Genomic DNA, 16,069 nt, shown 5'->3' with positions numbered 1-16,069 from the left:
CGCTCTCGTCACGCCACCAAGACTAGGTGGTCAATTCCGCCAGAGCCTCCGCGGTGTTCAGGTCCTGGTAGGCGGCGCTGTACCGCTGGGCAAGCGCCAGCGCGATGTCGGGGCGCTGCCACAACTCGCCCGCACTGGCGGTGGCCAGCCAGGTGGTCAGGCCGTGCGCGACCGACGCCCGGTAGCGCAGCCAGATCTCTTCCTCCGACGGCAGTTCGTCGGCGGGCAGGCCCAGGCTGTCCCGGTACACACCGAGCAGATCGCGCTCGTGGAGGCGCCGGTCCTCGGTGATCAGCGCGCCCTGCAGAAAGTAGCCCAGGTCGACGGAGAAGTTCCCCCGCCGGGCCACCTGCCAGTCCAGGAACCCGATCTCTCCGCCTGGGGTCAGGTAGGTGTTACCGATGTGCGGGTCACCGTGCAGCAGGGTGGTGGGCACCCCCGGTGCCGACAGCGTCCGGATGAACGGTTTCCAGATGCCTTCCACCAGGTGATCGATTGTCAGTGCCTGCACCGAGGCCGGCGCGTCATCGCCGAGTCGCTCCAGCGCCGCGGGCAGGGGGGCGTACTGCATGCCGTCCCAGGCCACGAACGGTTCCAGCCACTCCAGCCCGGGCCGCGCCAGCCGCTCACCCCAGAACGCGCCGTGCAGGTGGGCCAGGCCGCGCACCCCGCTGGCCGCCTGCTCGGGAGTGAGCGGCCGGGTGGCATCGCGCGGATCGGCACCGCGGGCGGTCAGATCCTCCATGACCAGCATGAAGTCCTCGGCGGCCTCGTCGATCGGCGCGGCGTACACCGCCGGGTGTTCCAGCGGTAATCCGACACCGGAGGTGAAGAGCCGGGGCTCGTGCAGCAGCCCGCTGGTGTACTTGATCATCTCCTTGTGGCCCGGGTCGACGGCCTTGACGAACACCGCGGCCGGCCCCGCCCCCTCGGCGTAGCTGACACCGAGGCGAGCCCGCCGGTTGGTGCCGTCATCGCGCATCTGCACGGTCACATCGGCGACCACCGCACCCGGGAAGTCGCGGGCCAGCGCCGCGGTGAGCCACGCGGGGGTGACGTCCTCCCACGAAGCGGGGACCGCCACGCAAGCGTCGCTCACGGGATGAACACCGGCATCGAGTCCCACCCGCGCACCGTCGAGGTCGGCGACAGCTTGGCGTTCGGCAGATCGACCTCCCACTCGGGGAAACGCTTGAGCATCTCCTCCAGCGCGATCCGGCCCTCCAGACGCGCCAGTGCCGAACCCAGGCAGAAATGCGTGCCGACGCTGAACGCCAGGTGCTGGCGCTGTTCGCGGTGGATGTCGAACACCTCACCGTCGGGCGGGAACTGGCGGCTGTCGCGCACGGCCGAGCCGATCAGCATCATCATCGACGCACCCTCGGGCACCGTCTGGCCGTAGTACTCGACATCGCGCGTGACGTAACGCGCCACGTGCGGAGCGGGCGGCTCGAAGCGCAGCAGTTCCTCGATCGCCTGCGGGATCAGCGCCGGGTTCTCGACGAGCTGGCGGCGCTGCTCGGGATGCTCGGCGAGCACCTTGGCCGCCCAGCCGATCAGCCGGGTGGTCGTCTCGTTCCCGGCGCCGGCGACCACGTTGATGTAGATGAGCAACTCTTCACGGGTGAGCTTGCGGGTCACGCCCTGCTCGTCGGTGAACTCGACGTTGAGCAGGTCGGTCATGATGTCGTCGGACGGGTTGTCCTTGCGCCAGTCGATATAGGTCTCGAAGATCGAACCGTCGATCATCCCTTCCGAGGCGGCCTTCATCGGCTTGCCGGCCTCGGTGCGCATCTGGTCGTTGCCGTGGTCGCGGATCATCTCCTGGTCGTCCTCGGGGATGCCGAGCAGGGTGCTGATCACCTGCATCGGCATGACGGCGCCGAAATCGGTGATGAAATCGAGGTTTCCCGTGCCCACCAGCGGGTCGAGCGCCGCCGCGCAGTACTCGCGGATCTTGGGTTCCAGCGCGGCGATCTTGCGCGGGGTGAACATCCGGGCGAGCAGCTTGCGGTGCGTGGTGTGGATCGGCGGATCCTCGAAGATCAGCGCACCCGAGGGAATCTCGATATTGGCCTTGATCAGTTCGATGATCGCGCCGCGGGCCGAGCTGAACGTCTCATGGTCGATCAGCGCCTTGTTGACATCGGCGAAGCGGCTCAGCGCGTAGAAGTCGAACTCTTCGTTGTAGTAGAGCGGCGCCTCCTCCCGCAGCCGGGCGAACGCCGGATACGGGTCGGCGTTGATCTCGACGTTGTACGGGTCGAAATACACGTCCTTGCTTGCGTCGACGGTCACCTGATCACACCTCTCCCGGGGCTGCTACTTACTCGCGTAAGTTACGCGGGTCACTCCCCTGAGGGCAAGCGTGGACGTGCGGCCTCAGGTGGAGGCGCGCTGGATCAGGTGTGCGACGTTCTCGCTACTGGGTTCCCGGACGCTGGGAAATCCGAGCTCGGTCATCATGGCCGCCACCGACACCTCGACGATCGTCTTGGCGTCCAGACCCACCGAGGTCAGCGGCGGCCCGCTCACCGCGCCCAGGGGAATCGCGTCGACCCCCATCACCGCCAGATCCTGCGGGCAGCGCAGCCCGGCCTCCCTGATGCCGTGCAGCACCACCAGCGCGGTCTCGTCGCTCTGCGCGCACACCGCCGTCACGCCGGACTCCACCCAGTTCCGCACCACCGCCGCGGCATCGGATCCGTCGGCGGCGACGGTCGCGGTGACGATCTCGGGTAACTCTGCGGCGGCCACCCGCAGGCCGGTCAGCCAGTAGTCCCCGAGTGGCCGCAGCGTCTCGTCGCCGGCGAAGGCGAAGGCGAGCCTTCGATGGCCCCGGGCCACCAGATGCTCGACCCGCATCCGGCCGATCGACAGATGCAACTCGCCCATCGCGTGCAGTTGCGCGCTGCCGAGGTAGATCTGCGGGATTCCCGCGGCCGTCACCGCCTCAAGTGCGGCGCCACCGAGCGGGAACACACTGGTCACCGCGATCGGGTTCAGGTCGGCCACCGCGTCGACGACATTGCGCCCGTCATCGGTCTCGAATTGCAGTGACAACACCACGCCGTGGCGGGCCAGCTCTGTGGTCAGCCGGCTGCCGACCTCAAGGAGCAACTCGCCCAACGAAATTCGCGGGACGATGTAGAGCACCACGCCGCTGCCGCCGCGGGCGAGATTGCGGGCGGCCAGATTTGGCCGGTAGCCGAGAGATTTTGCCGCGTCCTGCACGGCCGCGCGGGTCTGCGCCGAGATGGTCTGGCCCTTGACGTTGTTGAGCACGTAGCTGACGGTCGCCGGTGAGACATTGGCCAGCCGCGCCACATCCGCCTTGGTCGGCCGGGTTCCTGGTCTCATCCCGACATCATCGCAGGCTGACCCACCCTCACGTGGCCGCGAGCGGTGTACCCGCCGATTCCCGCAGGGTCAGCACCGTGCCCAGCGACAGCACCGCGGCGATCACCAGATAGAACGCGGCCGCCCGCGGGTTGCCGGTCTCGGCCGTCAGCCAGGTCACCGCGTACGGGGTGGTACCACCGAACACCGCGACGCAGATGTTGTAGCCGACGGCGAAGCCGCTGTAGCGCACCCGGGTGGCGAACAGTTCGACGCCCGCGGTGACCGCGGTGGAGATGTAGATCGATTCGATCGCGGCGAGCACGCAGTGCGCGGTGATGGCCGCCACCAGCGACCCGGAGGTCAGCAGCAGGAAGAGCGGATAGCTCAGTACCGCGAAGGCGACCGCTCCGGCGATCAGCATCGGCTTGCGCCCGATCCGGTCCGACAGCACGGCGAACGGCAGCGTCAGCACGAGCGCGACCAGGCTGGCCAGCGTGATGGAGAGAAACGACGCGGTCTTGGAGAACTCGAGGGTCTTGATCAGGTAGGTCGGCAGAAACGTGAACACCACGTAGTAGCCGACGTTGAAGATCAAGAACAGCCCGATGACTTGCAGGATCGGCCGCCACGACGTGCTGACCGCCTCCCGCAACGGGCGTTCGGCGACCTTGTCGCGGCTGCTCAGGTCGGTGAACTCCGGGGTGTCATCCAGCCGCAGCCGGATGTACAGGCCGACCAACCCCAGCGGGGCGGCGAGCAGGAACGGGATGCGCCAGCCATAGCTGTCCATCGCGGCGGCGGACAGCCCGGCCTGCAGCAGGGTGACGGTGATCGAACCCAGCAGGAAGCCGAGCACCCCCGACCACACCATGAAGGTGACGACGAATCCGCGGCGCTTGTCGGTGGCGTACTCAGCCAGATACACCGCACCGCCGCCGTATTCACCGCCCGCCGAGAAGCCCTGCACGCAGCGCAGTACCAACAGCAGCAGCGGGGCGGCCACTCCGATGGCCGAATAGGTCGGCAGCAGTCCGATCAGCAGGGTGGCCGCCGACATCAGCAGGATGACCAGGGCCAGCACCTTCTGCCGGCCGATGCGGTCACCGAGCGGCCCGAAGAAGAACCCGCCGAGCGGACGCATGAAGAACGCGGCCGCGAAGATCGCGAAGGTGTTCAGCAACGCCGCCGTCTCGTCGTCGGACGGGAAGAAGTTGGCGGCGATATAGGTGGCCAGGAACCCGTAGATGGCGAAGTCGAACCATTCCACGGCATTGCCGATGGAGGCGCCGATGACGGCCTTGCGGACGGCTGCAGGTTCAGGGCGAGCGAAGCGACGGGGGAAAGCTCCGGAGGCGGACGGCATGCCGACCTACGTTAACGAATTAACCCGCGGGATAACGGGTTTGAGCGGGGCGCTTACAGCAGCGCCCCGCTCGACCACTACTCGGCCGGCTTGACCGGCGCTTCCCCGTCGGCCGTGTCGTCGGCGGCGGCGGCGTCGTCGGCCTTCTTGTCGACGACCCGGGTCTTGTACAGGCTGGCGACGGTGGTGATGACCAGCGTGACGATGATGACGCCCAGGCTGGCCAGCGTCGGGATCGTCGGGACGTGCAGCGGCTCACCACCGTTGATGAACGGCAGTTCGTTCTCGTGCAGGGCGTGCAGCACCAGCTTGATGCCGATGAAGCCGAGGATGAAAGACAGGCCCTGCGACAGGTAGACCAGGCGCTTGAGCAGGTCACCGAGCAGGAAGTACAGCTGGCGCAGACCCATCAGGGCGAACACGTTCGCGGTGAACACCAGGTAGGGCTCCTGGGTGAGCCCGTAGATGGCCGGGATCGAATCCAGGGCGAACAGCAGGTCGGTGGTGCCCAGCGCAACGATCACCAGGAACATCGGCGTCATGACGCGCTTGGAGCCCTCGACGACCGTGAGCTTCAGACCGTGCCACTTGTCGGTGGTGTTCAGGTAGTTGCGCGCGAACCGGACGACACTGTTCTCGGCGTCGTCGTCGTGATCGGTGTCCTTGGCCAGCTTGATCGCGGTGTAGATCAGGAACGCACCGAAAATGTAGAAGATCCAGGAGAACTGCTCGATGGCCACCGCACCGAGGGCGATGAAGATGCCGCGGAAGATCAGCGCCAGGATGATGCCCACCAGCAGTGCCTGCTGTTGGTAGATCCTGGGCACCTTGAAGCTGGCCATGATGATCAAGAAGATGAACAGGTTGTCGACCGAGAGGCTGTATTCGGTGAGCCAGCCTGCGAAGAACTCCACGCCGTACTGGCTACCGTGGAAGGTCCAGGTCCAGATGCCGAAGGCGATGGCGAGGCTGACGTAGAAGGTCAGCGCGATGGAGGTCTCCCGGGTGGACGGCTCATGCGGCCGTCGACCGAACACCAGGACATCCACGAGCAGGACGCCCAGGGTGACGGCGAGGGTGATCCCCCACTCGAGTGCGGACACGTTCATATGGTTGGAGCCTCCGGTCGTCGATCAACGGCCGAGGTCTCTTCCGCCCGCGCTGACATCACGTGGACCTGCGGCACCGGTCGTCCGATGACGGACGACGTGATGACGACACCGCAGCGCAGGAGTACTCCCCTCGGGGCTGATTCTGTCAGACGATCACATCCCCAGCGAATCGGCTGGCTAAACGCTCATCCTGGTTCCGTCGTGGTGGTGGCGAACGGGTTCAGGATGAACGGGTTCTCGTCATCCAGCGACGGGGTCGTGGTCGTGGTGGTCGACTCCGTGGTGGTCGACCCCGTGGTCGTGGTGGTCGTGCTCGTCGATCTGGTGGTCCGCGATGTGGTCGTGGACGTGGATGTGGTGCTGGTGGTCGACGCGGAATAGTCGGTGTAGTACTGCGGGCCGTAGGACGGTTCCACCGAGTTCTCGGCGGTCTGCACGACGGCGTAGATCAGTACACCGACCGCCAGCACGCCGGCCGCCCCGGCGGTGACCACCGCCCACGATTCCTCGTACCACGGGATCGGCGCCGATTCACCGCGCTGGTCGTCCACCACAGCCGATGATCGTAACGAGCTTTCAGCCCGCCACGATCGAATCGCCCCGGACTGTGATCGGAGCCGGGGCCAACGGCTCGCGCGCCGGGCCGGAGACCACCGCCCCGTCCAATCCGAAGGTGCTGCCGTGGCAGGGACAGATGACCTGGGCACCGTCGACCTTGGACACCGCGCACCCGGCGTGCGGGCAGACCGCGGAGAACCCGGTGAACTCACCGGCCGCCGGCTGGGTCAGCACGATGCCGTCCACGATGAGCGCCGATCCGACCGGCACCTGCGAGGTGGTCGCGAGGACGCCGGATTCGCCCTGAGCCGGCGCGGGTTCCTCCGCGGCGCCCGCGCAGGAGACCAGCGCCCCGGCCCCCACCACGGCACTCGCGCCGACGATCACGTGCCTGCGAGACAACGGAGGGGCCATGGGGGTCATTGTCGGGGTTTCAGCGCCGGAACACCACCAGCCGCATCGCGGTGTACATGTAGACCGCCTCGCAGCAGCCGGCCAGCAGCCGGGCCAGGTGATACTGCAGTCCCGCCGCGGCCAGCGAGGTCGGCAGCGCGACGATGAATGCCGCGTAGTTGATCGCGACCACCACCACGTAGACGACCAGTTGCGGGCCGACGGTGGCGTGCGACCGGAAGTTCAGGGTCCGGTTCAGGAAGAACGCCAGCGTGAACGCGCATACGTAGCCCACCGTGAGGGCGACCGGCAGCGGCACCGCAAATCCGCTGTGCAGCAACGTCAGCAACACCATGTCCACCCCGAAGGTGAAGCTGTTGATCAGGACAAAGCCCAGGAACGTCGGTGCGACAACGGAATTCAGGCCGAAGGGCAGTCGCGCGACCACCCGCGTGCAGAACAGGTGGAACCGCTCGACAATCGTCGGTACCGACTCCAGGTGATCGAGGTCGCCGGTCACAGCAGTGACTGTCCCACCGGCAGATGACAGCCTGGTTATGCCCCGACCAACGGTCGGGTTCGACCGTCAGTACCCGGCTAACCGACAGGGAGTGTGGTACCGGTTTCGTGCTCGGCGAACTGGAAGACCCGGGCTGCCGTCGCGTAGTCACATGCCAGCGCCGAGCGTCCGATCAGCACCGGGCCCCCACGCAGACCGAACCTGCCTTCCACCCCGACGTAGCTGCCCGGTGGGATCGGCTCGGTGATGCAGTACAGCGTGGTGGCGGCGCCGGCCGCCGGGTCGTTGGCCAGCGCGCCGGCCACCAGTTTGACGCCGCGCTGCACCACACCCATCAGCGGGGCGTCCGACAGCTGCGGCAGATTCGAGTCCACCCAACCCGGGTGGGTGAGGTGGCTGACGATCGGCGACTTGGCGGCCCGCAGGCGCCGGTCCAGTTCCAGTCCCCACAGCATGACCACGAGCTTCGACTGTGCGTAGGCGCCCATCACCGTCCACTTGTGGGTCCGCAGATGCAGGTCGTCCAGGTGCAGCGTGGCCGACTCGTGGGCCTGGGAACCGACCGTGACGATCTGTGCACGCACCCGGTCCACGAGCAGGTTGGTCAACGCGAACGGGCCGAGCAGGTTGGTGCCGATGGTCGTCTCGAAACCGTCGACGGTCTCGGCCCGTTTCTCGGCCAGGGTTCCGGCGTTGTTGACGAGGATGTCCACCGCCTCGATGCCGCGATCGTCGAGCAACCCGGGGAATGCGCGCACCGAGGAGAGGTCCGCCAGATCGAGTCGCAGCACCGAGGTGCGCCCGCCGATCTCGGCCGCCCGCTGCGCCCCGAGTTCGGTGTTGCGCACCGCCATCACCACATGCGCGCCGGCCCGCGTCAGGGCGGCCGCCGTCGCCAGACCGACTCCGTTGGTCGCTCCGGTCACGATGACCGTCTTGCCGGTCATATCGCCAAGTCGTGCTGTCGTCCATCGGGATGCCATAGGGCCAGGCTAGCGGCGGCGATGCTGGTACCGTTCGCTGATGCTGTGGGGGCCTAGTTGTGCGCGGCTCGCTTCCGGGTGCGCCGGCCCGTGGTGATTCCTTCGCGGTGGAAACACGGCGGCGACCACTACGAATGGTTGACGGCCTTTCTGGCCGCCCGCGATCTGCAGGTCGCGACCTGCCGGGTGGTCGCCTGGATCATCGGGAGCCTCGGGGCCCTCTCTGTTCTGGTGATCGTCGCTGCCACCGGTTCCGGGCAGTCCTACCGGCCGGTCGTCGCGGGACTGCTGTTCGTCGCGTGCGCGGTGATGGCCGCCCTCTGGTTGCGCTCGGATTGGCCCTCGCGGCGGCAGTCTCAGTCCTGCCTGATCCTGGGCACCGCCCTCATCTCCGCGGTCTGTCTGCTGGAGCCGGACCCGGTGCTGGGATTGCTGATCTCGTCGGCGTTCACCGTCACCACGGCGTATGCGATGTTCTTCCACTCCCGCACGTGGCTCGTCCCCATCGGGGCGGTGCAGACCGTCACCCTGTTGGTGTTGGGCTGGCGTCTGATGGAGATCGGCTACGGACTCGCGCTGGCCGGCGTCGTCTTCGTCGCGCTGATCACGTCGTTCGTGGCGTTCGCATGCGAGTTGGTGCTGCGGATCATCGGATCGGAGAAACCGCACGGTGAGATCGAACCGCTGACCGGCCTGCCCAACCGGCAGAGTTTCTATGACAGCGTGGCCACCCTGATCGGCTCACGCAGTCGCCGCGACGATCGCTACCTCATCCTCATCGTGGTGAACCTGGACAGTTTCTCCCTGCTGACCGCCATGTCGGGCAAGGCCGGCGGCAACAAGGCCCGCGTCGCGATCGGCCAGCGGCTGCGCGAGACGGTACGCGGCGACGCCGTGATCGGCGCTCTCGGTGAGGCCGAGTACCTGGTCGCCGATGTGTTCACCACGCCGGACCCGACGCCGCTGGCCGAACGAATTCTGGGCACCATCAAATCGGCGCCGTTCCGATTGACGGCGAGCCTGGGCGTGATCAGTACCCCGCTGAAACCGTTGACCGGGCAGGGATCTCACGATGTGCTCGACGAACTCGTCACCATCGGGACAAACGCGATGTACGAGGCGCGAAAATCCGGCGGCAACCAGATGCGACTGCTGCTGTCACCCGCGCTGGCCACCGTCGAGGACGACGGACCCGAGGATGGTCCCGACGTCGGCCGGTCCGCTTAGGGCAGCGGGTCGGCGATGGTGATCTGGATCGGGAACTGCACCGGTCCGTCCTGTAGCAGCGCGACAGTCGGGATGGCGATGGCCGCCAGGGCGACCGCGGACGCGACGACCGACTGCACGAATCGTCTTGTGGTGAGCATGTAGGTGACAACACCTCGCGACCGCAGTCTCATCCCGAACGCGACGGGCCGGCCGCGGCCTTATCAGGCGGTGACCAGCAGACGGTCGCGGAACAGGTCCAGCACCTGATCGAGCGCCACCCTGGTCGGCTGCCCCGGCTCGTCGATCAGGTGCTCGGTGAGCACCGAATGCGGGGGCATCGTGCCCTCCGGATTGGCGTCCGCGCCGCTCAGCTCCACCGCGACGAAGGCGTCGCCGAGTTGCTCGCGCAGGAACTCGAAACGCTCCGGCGGGACGAATTTGTCGGAGTCGAACCGCAATCCGAGTACGGTCAGCCCGCGGGCGCAGCGCCCCTTCACGATCTCCAGGTCCGCCGGTGAGATGTCGATGGACCGCCGTTGCGTCTTCGTCAGGCCGACCGGCATCGACGGCTGGGACAGCACCGGCGCCAGCAACACGTCATCGGTCGCCATCGCCAGCGCGTACCCGCCGGTGAAACACATCCCGACGGCCCCCACACCGGGTCCGCCGCACCGGGCGTGCTCGGAGCGGGCCAGTGCCCGCAGCCAGTCGATGACCGGCGAGGTGCGGCCGGTGGCCAGCACCACGAATTCCTTGCTGACGCAGGCCGGCACCATTGCCGACGCCAGCGTCTTGAGCGCAACCTGCGTGCTGGCGTTGGGATCCCGGCCCGGCACCCCGAACAGATGCGGGAGCACCGCGGTACAGCCGATGCCGGCGACCTGACGCGCGAAGGCCAGTACCTTCGGGGTGATACCGGGCATCTCGGCGATCACGATGACCGCCGGGCCGGTGCCCTTGCGGTACACCGAGCGGGTCTTCCCGTCGTGGGTGAACTCGGTCAGTTCGAAATCGGACAGATCGTCATCCGACATGACAGTGCTCCTCTACTGGTCCGGTGATCAGCATCATCGGCCACAGTAGGGTGGTCGCGCCGAAGGACGCCACATCCGCGCCGGCCGGCTGCTGGGTCTGCACCTGCTTCTCCAGCGCGCGCACATCGTCGGGATGGGTGATGGTGAACACCAGGCCGATGACGATGTAGGGCAGTGCCAGCCACATCAGGGTCTCGATCATCGCCTCGACCTTGACGCGGCGGCTCAGCAGCCCGCTCATAATCCGCAGAAGCTGTAGAGCAGCAGCAAGGGCCAGGCCAGCACCGAACCGAGGAACGGACCGGAATGCGTGAAGGCCCAGACCGTTCCGATCACCAGATACGGGACGGCAAGCAGAATCGCCAAGCCGATCCACTCCGAGATCGCCATCTCGTAGCCCAAAACTCTGCGCACGGTCTCCAGCACGGTCGTCCCCCCACCCGCCATGTCAGGACAGTACCGCGCGCCCCTGCGCATCCAGGACCATAAGCGCAACATGCAGCGAGGTCATCGACTCGCCGTCGTCGAGGTCCACCCCGAGCGCGGACCGCACCGCGGCGAGTCGCTTGTACAACGCAGGTCTGCTGATGTGCAGCCGGGCGGCGACCGCGGCCTTGTTCCCCGCCAGTTTCAGGTACTCGCGCAACAGATCGAGGTGTGCCGGGTCGCCGGCCAGCAGGGCCCGCAGTTCGGTCTCGGCGAACGTCTGCACCCGTGGGTCGTCGCGCAGCAACGAGATCAGCCCGTGCAAGCGGACATCGGCGGCCCGATAGAAAGGAACCCCGTTGTCCTCGGCGGATCTGGCACCGCGCATCGCCAGCGCGACCTCGGCGATGTGGGCGGCTTCACCGAGGCCGGTGACGGCGTCGATCACGCCGTCGGCCGCGGGCCCCACGGCGAGCACCGCACCTGCGGTGCCGTCCACCCGGGCGATCTCGGTCCGCAGCGCCGTGCCCAGCGCCGCCAGCGCCTCCTCGGGGGGCCTGGTCACGCCGAGCGCGAGCACCGCGCCGACCTCGCCGTCACGCCTGAGCGCACACAGCCCGGTGTGCCCCGAGGCGTTCACAGTGTGCAGCACCGTGTCGACCATGAGCACGTTACGCCGCTGCCCGGCAACGGGATCCGATGTCGGCGTGCGGTTCACCCGCACCACCACCGGCAGGTAGCGGGCGGCGGATCGCAGGCCGAGCGCATGGGCGCGGGCCGCCACTTCCCGCTCGTCGGCGATGCGGCCACGCGCGACATCGTCGATCAGTCCGCTCTGCGCCTGGTGGTGCAGCCCGGTCCGGTCGCGTTCGATCATCCGCTGCAGCGCCAACGCCACCGCGGCGCGTTCCAGCACCATCCGGGTGCGGTCCGGATCGGGGGACGGTTGCGGGACGATCAGCCGGCCCCACTGTTCGGCTCGCGGACCCACCGCGGTCACCGCCCACCCTTCGGCCGTCGCCCGCAGCCGCGAGCGCCGCTCCCAGTCTCGCAGCAGGTCCGCGGGGCGTCCCCGCAGCGAGACCGCCAACGCCCGGTGCGTCAGGTCCTCGAGCACGACGGGTTCATCGAGGATTGCGGCGGCGGCCTCGACGACGCCGGCCGCCGATGGCCGTTTCAGGCTGAGCTCGGTGAAGGTCTCGTGCACCCGACGATCGAAATCCACCCGTTCGTACTGGTCGGCGACGATCAGCCGGTGCACGGCCTCGGTCACCTCGACGAACCGCACCTGCCGGTGCAGCGCCACCAAGGCCAGATCGAACTCCGCGGCGATGACCCCCATCCCGGGGTCCAGATCTGCGTCGCCGATCTCGACGACCACCCCGAGCACCCCGGCCTCGGCCATGCCGCTGAGATACCGCCGCGGCGAATCCCGCAGCGCCGCACCGGTTGTCAGTACCAGCTCCCCACCCTGCACCAACGCCGAGAGGTCGGGAACGTCGCTGACATGCACCCACCGGATGGTCTCGGTGAAACGGTGCGCGCTGAGCACTTCGGGATCGCCGGCCTGGATGAGCGGCAGCGCAATAACCTCGGCGACCGTCAGCTGCATTTACACAGTGTAAATGCCAGGGTCAATCTGGAGACATTCCGTCACCATTCGGGCACTGAGCCAGACCCCAGACTGGGAAGCAACCCGACAGAAAGTGAGCTCATCGCGATGCAGGCCACCGTTCAGCACTGGAGTGACGGCACGTTCTTCGAAGGCGCCTCGCAGGCCACTGCGCCGGTGACCAATCCGGCGACCGGCCAGGTCACCGGTCAGGTGGCCCTGGGCAGCGTCGAGGACGCCCGCACTGTCATCGATGCCGCCGCGGCCGCATTCCCCGCCTGGCGCGACACCAGCCTGGCCAAGCGCACCCAGGTGCTCTTCGCCTTCCGTGAACTGCTCAACGAGCGCAAGGGCGAACTCGCCGAGATCATCACCAGCGAGCACGGCAAGGTCGTCTCCGACGCCCTGGGCGAGGTCGCCCGCGGGCAGGAAGTCGTCGAATTCGCCTGCGGCATTCCGCATCTGCTCAAGGGCGGATTCACCGAGAACGCCTCCACCAAGGTGGACGTGTACTCCATCCGCCAGGCCCTGGGTCCCGTCGGCATCATCTCCCCGTTCAACTTCCCCGCCATGGTGCCCATGTGGTTCTTCCCGGTCGCCATCGCATGCGGCAACACCGTCATCCTCAAACCGTCGGAGAAGGATCCCAGCGCCTCGCTGTGGATGGCCGCACTGTGGAAGGAAGCCGGACTGCCCGACGGCGTGTTCAACGTGCTGCAAGGCGACAAAACCGTCGTCGACGAACTGCTCACCAACCCCAAGGTCAAATCGGTGTCCTTCGTGGGGTCCACCCCTATCGCCCAGTACGTCTATGCCACCGGCACCGCCGCCGGCAAACGCGTCCAGGCCCTCGGCGGAGCGAAAAACCACGCCGTCATCCTGCCCGACGCCGACCTCGACCTGGCCGCCGACGCCATGGTCAACGCCGGATTCGGCTCCGCAGGCGAACGCTGCATGGCCATCAGCGCCTGCGTTGCCGTCGGCCCCATCGCCGACGACCTCATCGCCAAGATCGCCGAACGCACCACCCCCCTGAAAATCGGCGACGGCACCAAAGACTCCGACATGGGCCCCCTGGTCACCAAGGCGCATCGCGACAAGGTCGCGTCCTACATCGACGCCGGCGAAGCCGACGGCGCGAAGGTCGTCGTCGACGGCCGCAACGTCACTCCCGACGGCGGAGCCGAAGGCTTCTGGCTCGGCCCCACCCTGCTCGACAACGTCACCCCCGACATGAGCGTCTACACCGACGAGATCTTCGGCCCCGTCCTCTCGGTACTGCGCGTTGACACCTATGACCAAGCGCTCGAGTTGATCAACACCAACCCCTACGGCAACGGCACCGCCATCTTCACCAACGACGGTGGCGCCGCCCGGCGCTTCCAGAACGAAGTCGAGGTCGGCATGGTCGGCATCAACGTCCCCATCCCGGTGCCCATGGCCTACTACAGCTTCGGCGGCTGGAAGGCCTCCCTGTTCGGCGACAGCCACGCCCACGGCATGGACGGCGTCCACTTCTTCACCCGCCAGAAGGCCATCACCAGCCGCTGGCTGGACCCCAGCCACGGCGGCATCAACCTCGGCTTCCCCGAGAACGCCTGAACTAGTTGCCTGCCGATGCCGATCACAGTGAAAGATGGACCCATGACCACCACTCAGGACACCGCGACTCTGCCCAACGGCTTGTCGGTCGAGGACGCACGCGCCGAGGCGGCCCACACCTACGAACTGGACCGGGCGCACGTCTTCCACTCCTGGTCGGCGCAGGCGCAGATCAAGCCGATGACCATCGTGGCGTCGGACGGCTCCTATGTCTGGGACGGCGACGGCAACAGGCTGCTCGACTTCTCCGGGCAGCTGGTCTTCACCAACATCGGCCATCAGCACCCGAAGGTCGTCGCGGCCATCCAGGCCCAGGCCGCCAAGCTCTGCACGGTGGCGCCGCAGCATGCCAACGATGCGCGCTCGGAGGCGGCCCGCCTGATCGCCGAGCGCACCCCGGGCAATCTGAACAAGGTGTTCTTCACCAACGGCGGCGCTGACGCCGTCGAGCACGCGGTCCGGATGGCACGGCTGCACACTGGCCGCTACAAGGTGCTCTCGCGGTACCGCTCCTACCACGGTGGCACCGACACCGCGATCAACCTGACCGGCGACCCGCGCCGCTACCCGAATGACTACGCCAGCAGCGGTGTCGTGCACTTCAACGGTCCGTTCCTGTACCGCAGTTCGTTCCATGCCGAGAACGAGCAACAGGAGTCCGAGCGCGCGTTGGAGTACCTCGACCGCCTCATCCAGCACGAGGGCGCGTCGTCATTCGCCGCGATCATCCTGGAGTCGGTGCCCGGCACCGCGGGCATCATGGTGCCGCCGCCCGGGTACATGGCCGGCGTGCGGGAGATCTGCGACAAGTACGGCATCGTGATGATCGCCGACGAGGTGATGGCCGGATTCGGGCGCACCGGAGAGTGGTTCGCGATCCAGAACTTCGGCGTGACACCGGATCTCATCACGTTCGCCAAGGGCGTCACGTCCGGTTACGTCCCACTGGGCGGCGTGGCGATCAGCGAAGAGATCGCTGCCACCTTCGCCGACCGCGCCTATCCGGGCGGCCTGACCTACTCCGGTCACCCGCTGGCGTGTGCGGCGGCCGTGGCCACCATCAACGCGATGGAGGACGAGGGCATGGTGGCCAATGCCAAGCGCATCGGCTCCGACGTGCTCGGCCCCGGTCTGCGCGAGCTGGCCGGCAAGCATCGTTGCGTGGGCGAGGTCCGCGGCCTCGGGGTGTTCTGGGCCATCGAGCTGGTGGCCGATCAGCAGACGCGTGAACCGTTGGCGCCCTACGGCGGCTCGAGTCCCGCGATGAATGCGGTCATCGCCGCGTGCAAGTCCGGCGGGCTGTTGCCGTTCGCGAACTTCAATCGCATCCACGCCGTGCCCGCCTGCAACATCACCGACGACGAGGTGCGCGAGGGTCTGGCGATCCTGGACACCGCGCTGGGCGCGGCGGTCTGACCTACGCCCGCAGCAGGTGCGCGCCGAGTAGTTCGCGCGCCTGTTGCGGGATCGGCATCGGACCGTCATCGCCGAGCATCACCAGGACGGTGTCGCACAAGCCGACGCAATCCTCGCCGACGAACAACGCCGTCGACACCACATACGAGGTCCGCCCCAGCCGTCCGATGCCCAGGCCGGTCTCGATGGTCGACGGCCAGTGCACCTCCGCCAGGAAATGCACCACGTTGTTGGCCGTCACCAGCCGGATCGTGCGGGCCGCCGGGTCATAGATGCCGGGAAAGATGCGCTCGTTGAATTCCGCGCGGGCGTTCTCGTGCATCGATTCCAGCGCCAGATTGTTCACATGTCCGTTGGCGTCCATGTCGCCGTAGCGTGCGAGCGCAACCCCGGTCACCGGGTACAGCGCCTTGGACAGTCGGGCCGGATGCGGGCGCTCTGTGGCCGGGACGAGGGCGATTTCAGAGGTCATAACGGCGCCAGTACACCACTTCGATCG

General features: G+C 67.4%; 18 protein-coding genes. 3 read left to right on the top strand and 15 right to left on the bottom strand.

Features of this window, described 5'->3' with window-relative positions; genetic code table 11:
• Positions 1 to 22: 22 nt before the first annotated feature.
• The 9 genes from EXE63_RS16175 to EXE63_RS16135 all read right to left on the bottom strand — a co-directional run bounded on the left by EXE63_RS16175 (position 23) and on the right by EXE63_RS16135 (position 8,271).
• Entirely contained in the window at positions 23 to 1,099 is a 1,077-nt protein-coding gene (locus EXE63_RS16175; protein WP_168142774.1) for a phosphotransferase, read from the bottom strand.
• The gene (locus EXE63_RS16170) at positions 1,096 to 2,298 is read right to left on the bottom strand and encodes a cytochrome P450 (RefSeq protein ID WP_168142773.1); all 1,203 of its coding nucleotides are present in this window, start codon (positions 2,296 to 2,298) and stop codon (positions 1,096 to 1,098) included. Before EXE63_RS16170 ends, EXE63_RS16175 begins: the two co-directional genes overlap by 4 nt.
• 84 nt (positions 2,299 to 2,382) lie before the next feature.
• Positions 2,383 to 3,360 (bottom strand): LacI family DNA-binding transcriptional regulator, encoded by a 978-nt coding sequence (locus tag EXE63_RS16165; protein WP_168142772.1) that lies wholly within the window; start codon positions 3,358 to 3,360, stop codon positions 2,383 to 2,385.
• Positions 3,361 to 3,388: 28 nt separating this feature from the next.
• Positions 3,389 to 4,705 (bottom strand): MFS transporter, encoded by a 1,317-nt coding sequence (locus EXE63_RS16160; RefSeq protein WP_168142771.1) that lies wholly within the window; start codon positions 4,703 to 4,705, stop codon positions 3,389 to 3,391.
• Between the two features lie 77 nt (positions 4,706 to 4,782).
• Positions 4,783 to 5,814 carry a TerC family protein gene (locus EXE63_RS16155; RefSeq protein ID WP_168142770.1) on the bottom strand — a complete coding sequence of 344 codons (1,032 nt, stop codon included), beginning with the start codon at positions 5,812 to 5,814 and terminating at the stop codon, positions 4,783 to 4,785.
• 188 nt (positions 5,815 to 6,002) lie between these two features.
• Entirely contained in the window at positions 6,003 to 6,371 is a 369-nt protein-coding gene (locus EXE63_RS16150; protein ID WP_168142769.1) for a hypothetical protein, read from the bottom strand.
• Positions 6,372 to 6,393: 22 nt separating this feature from the next.
• Positions 6,394 to 6,789, bottom strand: coding sequence for a Rieske (2Fe-2S) protein (locus tag EXE63_RS16145; protein ID WP_234904526.1), 396 nt, complete (start codon positions 6,787 to 6,789; stop codon positions 6,394 to 6,396).
• A gap of 19 nt (positions 6,790 to 6,808) precedes the next feature.
• On the bottom strand, positions 6,809 to 7,288 hold the full coding sequence (locus EXE63_RS16140) for a GtrA family protein (RefSeq protein WP_234904525.1): 480 nt from the start codon (positions 7,286 to 7,288) through the stop codon (positions 6,809 to 6,811).
• A gap of 77 nt (positions 7,289 to 7,365) precedes the next feature.
• On the bottom strand, positions 7,366 to 8,271 hold the full coding sequence (locus EXE63_RS16135; protein WP_168142767.1) for an SDR family NAD(P)-dependent oxidoreductase: 906 nt from the start codon (positions 8,269 to 8,271) through the stop codon (positions 7,366 to 7,368).
• Positions 8,272 to 8,361: 90 nt separating this feature from the next.
• Here EXE63_RS16135 and EXE63_RS16130 point away from each other — a divergent pair, with 90 nt between their 5' ends.
• Positions 8,362 to 9,498, top strand: coding sequence for a GGDEF domain-containing protein (locus tag EXE63_RS16130; RefSeq protein WP_168142766.1), 1,137 nt, complete (start codon positions 8,362 to 8,364; stop codon positions 9,496 to 9,498).
• Here the strand turns inward: EXE63_RS16130 and EXE63_RS16125 are convergent.
• From EXE63_RS16125 to EXE63_RS16105, 5 genes are all read right to left on the bottom strand, one after another.
• Positions 9,495 to 9,638 (bottom strand): hypothetical protein, encoded by a 144-nt coding sequence (locus tag EXE63_RS16125; protein ID WP_158263335.1) that lies wholly within the window; start codon positions 9,636 to 9,638, stop codon positions 9,495 to 9,497. The two genes, EXE63_RS16130 and EXE63_RS16125, sit on opposite strands and share 4 nt — an antisense overlap.
• A gap of 63 nt (positions 9,639 to 9,701) precedes the next feature.
• On the bottom strand, positions 9,702 to 10,514 hold the full coding sequence (locus EXE63_RS16120) for a dienelactone hydrolase family protein (protein ID WP_168142765.1): 813 nt from the start codon (positions 10,512 to 10,514) through the stop codon (positions 9,702 to 9,704).
• Positions 10,504 to 10,755 carry a hypothetical protein gene (locus EXE63_RS16115; protein WP_168142764.1) on the bottom strand — a complete coding sequence of 84 codons (252 nt, stop codon included), beginning with the start codon at positions 10,753 to 10,755 and terminating at the stop codon, positions 10,504 to 10,506. Before EXE63_RS16115 ends, EXE63_RS16120 begins: the two co-directional genes overlap by 11 nt.
• A complete protein-coding gene (locus EXE63_RS16110) occupies positions 10,752 to 10,961 on the bottom strand; it encodes a hypothetical protein (RefSeq protein ID WP_105366038.1) in 210 nt (69 codons plus the stop codon). The genes EXE63_RS16115 and EXE63_RS16110 overlap by 4 nt, the downstream gene beginning before the upstream one ends.
• 1 nt (position 10,962) lies before the next feature.
• Complete coding sequence (locus tag EXE63_RS16105) at positions 10,963 to 12,552, bottom strand: PucR family transcriptional regulator (RefSeq protein ID WP_168142763.1); 1,590 nt, start codon at positions 12,550 to 12,552, stop codon at positions 10,963 to 10,965.
• A gap of 108 nt (positions 12,553 to 12,660) precedes the next feature.
• On the opposite strand from EXE63_RS16105, the gene EXE63_RS16100 reads away from it, so the two are divergent.
• Entirely contained in the window at positions 12,661 to 14,154 is a 1,494-nt protein-coding gene (locus tag EXE63_RS16100) for a CoA-acylating methylmalonate-semialdehyde dehydrogenase (RefSeq protein ID WP_168142762.1), read from the top strand.
• Between the two features lie 42 nt (positions 14,155 to 14,196).
• On the top strand, positions 14,197 to 15,570 hold the full coding sequence (locus tag EXE63_RS16095; protein WP_168142761.1) for an aspartate aminotransferase family protein: 1,374 nt from the start codon (positions 14,197 to 14,199) through the stop codon (positions 15,568 to 15,570).
• Position 15,571: 1 nt separating this feature from the next.
• On the opposite strand, the gene EXE63_RS16090 is transcribed toward EXE63_RS16095, so the two are convergent.
• Complete coding sequence (locus EXE63_RS16090) at positions 15,572 to 16,042, bottom strand: acyl-CoA thioesterase (RefSeq protein WP_168142760.1); 471 nt, start codon at positions 16,040 to 16,042, stop codon at positions 15,572 to 15,574.
• Between the last annotated feature and the right edge of the window lie 27 nt (positions 16,043 to 16,069).

It is taken from the genome of Mycolicibacterium frederiksbergense, assembly GCF_012223425.1.
In the GTDB taxonomy this organism is placed as follows: domain Bacteria; phylum Actinomycetota; class Actinomycetes; order Mycobacteriales; family Mycobacteriaceae; genus Mycobacterium; species Mycobacterium frederiksbergense.
This window is presented reverse-complemented; position numbering and strand designations above follow the sequence as displayed.